General features: G+C 51.4%; 4 protein-coding genes. All 4 read left to right on the forward strand.

The features are described from left to right. Positions 1-604: anti-sigma-E factor RseA (gene rseA, locus EQY_RS0121250; RefSeq protein ID WP_000310043.1), on the forward strand; the 604-nt coding region annotated here is incomplete at its 5' end. Beyond that, positions 604-1,560 carry a sigma-E factor regulatory protein RseB gene (gene rseB / locus EQY_RS0121255; RefSeq protein ID WP_000812045.1) on the forward strand — a complete coding sequence of 319 codons (957 nt, stop codon included), beginning with the start codon at positions 604-606 and terminating at the stop codon, positions 1,558-1,560. The genes rseA and rseB, both read left to right, overlap by 1 nt. After that, entirely contained in the window at positions 1,557-2,036 is a 480-nt protein-coding gene (gene rseC, locus EQY_RS0121260; protein ID WP_000589060.1) for a SoxR-reducing system protein RseC, read from the forward strand. The genes rseB and rseC overlap by 4 nt, the downstream gene beginning before the upstream one ends. Positions 2,037-2,233: 197 nt before the next feature. Continuing rightward, positions 2,234-3,307 (forward strand): translation elongation factor 4 (gene lepA, locus EQY_RS0121265; protein ID WP_000790172.1); only part of this gene is annotated, 1,074 nt, incomplete at its 3' end.

A 3,307-nucleotide genomic window follows, 5' to 3' on the forward strand; every position in this document is an offset into this window, starting at 1 on the left:
TAGTGAGCTGCTTAACGAACTGGCTCATAACCCGGAAATGCAGAAAACCTGGGAAAACTATCACTTAATCCGTGACTCTATGCGGGGTGATACTCCCGAGGTACTTCATTTCGATATCTCTTCCCGCGTGATGGCTGCCATTGAAGAAGAGCCAGTACGTCAACCGACGACATTGATCCCAGAGGCTCAGCCTGCACCGCATCAATGGCAGAAAATGCCATTCTGGCAGAAAGTCCGTCCGTGGGCGGCACAGCTTACCCAAATGGGCGTAGCGGCGTGTGTATCGCTTGCAGTTATCGTTGGCGTCCAGCACTATAATGGACAATCTGAAACGTCCCAGCAGCCCGAAACTCCGGTATTTAATACTCTGCCGATGATGGGTAAAGCCAGTCCGGTAAGTCTGGGAGTGCCTTCTGAAGCGACCACGAACAATGGTCAACAGCAGCAGGTACAGGAGCAGCGTCGTCGCATTAATGCCATGTTGCAGGATTACGAACTGCAACGTCGACTCCACTCCGAACAGCTTCAGTTTGAGCAGGCCCAGACACAGCAAGCCGCTGTACAGGTGCCAGGAATTCAAACTTTAGGAACGCAATCGCAGTAATGAAGCAACTTTGGTTTGCCATGTCATTAGTGACAGGTAGCCTGTTATTCTCTGCTAACGCCTCGGCCACCCCTGCGTCCGGGGCGTTATTACAGCAGATGAACCTGGCTAGCCAGTCACTGAATTACGAGCTGTCATTCATCAGCATCAATAAACAAGGTGTTGAGTCTCTGCGTTATCGACATGCACGCCTCGATAACCGTCCTCTTGCACAGTTGTTGCAAATGGATGGCCCGCGCCGGGAAGTGGTACAGCGCGGCAATGAAATCAGCTATTTTGAACCGGGTCTTGAACCGTTCACACTTAATGGCGATTACATTGTTGATTCTCTGCCATCGCTCATCTATACCGATTTCAAGCGTCTTTCTCCTTACTACGACTTTATCTCCGTGGGGCGTACGCGTATTGCCGACCGCTTATGTGAGGTAATCCGCGTAGTAGCTCGTGATGGCACACGCTACAGCTACATCGTATGGATGGATACCGAATCGAAATTACCGATGCGGGTAGATCTCCTTGATCGTGATGGTGAAACGCTGGAACAATTCCGTGTGATTGCTTTCAACGTCAATCAGGATATCAGCAGCAGTATGCAGACGCTGGCGAAAGCGAACTTGCCACCGCTGCTTTCTGTACCTGTGGGTGAAAAAGCCAAATTTAACTGGACTCCAACCTGGTTGCCGCAGGGCTTTAGTGAAGTCTCCAGCAGTCGGCGTCCGTTACCGACGATGGACAACATGCCTATCGAATCACGTCTCTATTCCGACGGATTATTCAGCTTCTCGGTAAACGTAAACCGTGCTACGCCATCGAGCACCGACCAAATGTTGCGCACCGGACGCAGAACCGTCAGTACCAGCGTACGTGATAACGCCGAAATCACCATTGTTGGTGAACTGCCACCGCAAACGGCGAAGCGCATTGCCGAGAATATTAAGTTTGGGGCAGGGCAATGATTAAAGAGTGGGCCACTGTTGTCTCCTGGAAAAACGGGCAGGCGCTGGTCAGTTGTGATGTCAAAGCCTCATGTAGCAGCTGTGCTTCCCGTGCTGGTTGCGGTAGCCGCGTGTTAAATAAACTTGGCCCGCAAACCACGCATACCATCGTCGTACCCTGTGATGAACCGTTAGTGCCGGGGCAAAAAGTGGAATTAGGAATCGCCGAAGGCAGCCTGCTCAGCTCCGCATTACTGGTTTATATGTCGCCGTTGGTGGGATTATTCTTCATCGCTTCGTTATTTCAGCTACTCTTTGCTTCAGATATTGCAGCATTATGTGGTGCGATTCTCGGCGGCGTTGGCGGATTCCTCATTGCGCGTGGATTCTCACGTAAGTTTGCTGCCCGGGCAGAGTGGCAACCTGTCATTTTAAGTGTGGCATTGCCGCCTGGCCTTGTGCGATTTGAAACATCTTCGGAAGACGCGAGCCAGTGATTTCACTGGCTTTGTTGTATTTTGCATAACAAATGCGAGGACGTTTCCAGATACCACAATCCATACGGTATGAACATTTCCTCGCCTCAATGTTGTAGTGTAGAATGCGGCGTTTCTATTAATACAGACGTTAAGCTCAGAACAGCGACTTCTAAAAGCCTGGTTAACCGGGCATTAAGGCACAATAATCATACTTTATGAAGAATATACGTAACTTTTCGATCATAGCTCACATTGACCACGGTAAATCGACGCTGTCTGACCGTATTATCCAGATCTGCGGTGGCCTGTCTGACCGTGAAATGGAGGCACAGGTTCTCGATTCCATGGATCTTGAGCGTGAGCGTGGCATAACTATCAAAGCGCAGAGCGTGACGCTGGACTATAAAGCGTCCGATGGCGAAACCTATCAACTTAACTTTATCGACACCCCGGGTCATGTGGACTTCTCTTATGAAGTATCGCGTTCGCTGGCCGCTTGTGAAGGTGCATTGCTGGTGGTTGACGCCGGGCAGGGCGTAGAAGCGCAAACCCTGGCAAACTGCTACACCGCAATGGAAATGGATCTTGAAGTGGTGCCGGTACTGAATAAGATTGACTTACCGGCAGCCGATCCGGAACGCGTGGCGGAAGAAATTGAAGATATCGTTGGTATCGACGCCACCGACGCAGTGCGTTGCTCGGCGAAAACCGGCGTTGGTGTGCAGGACGTTCTTGAACGTCTGGTGCGCGACATCCCACCGCCGGAAGGCGATCCGGAAGGCCCGTTGCAGGCTCTGATTATCGACTCCTGGTTCGACAACTACCTGGGCGTTGTCTCACTTATCCGTATTAAAAACGGCACCCTGCGTAAGGGCGACAAAGTGAAAGTCATGAGTACCGGGCAGACTTATAACGCCGACCGTCTGGGTATTTTCACGCCGAAGCAAGTTGACCGTACAGAACTGAAATGTGGCGAAGTAGGCTGGTTGGTATGTGCTATTAAAGATATCCACGGCGCACCAGTCGGTGACACCTTAACGCTGGCACGTAATCCGGCAGAAAAGGCGCTGCCAGGATTTAAAAAAGTCAAACCGCAGGTTTACGCCGGTTTGTTCCCGGTAAGTTCTGACGACTATGAAGCCTTCCGCGATGCGCTGGGCAAACTTAGCCTGAACGATGCCTCATTGTTCTATGAGCCAGAAAGCTCCACGGCGCTGGGCTTTGGTTTCCGCTGCGGCTTCCTCGGCCTGCTGCACATGGAGATCATTCAGGAACGGCTGGAACGCGAG

The organism is Escherichia sp. TW14182, assembly GCF_000208525.1.
Taxonomy (GTDB): Bacteria; Pseudomonadota; Gammaproteobacteria; order Enterobacterales; family Enterobacteriaceae; genus Escherichia; species Escherichia ruysiae.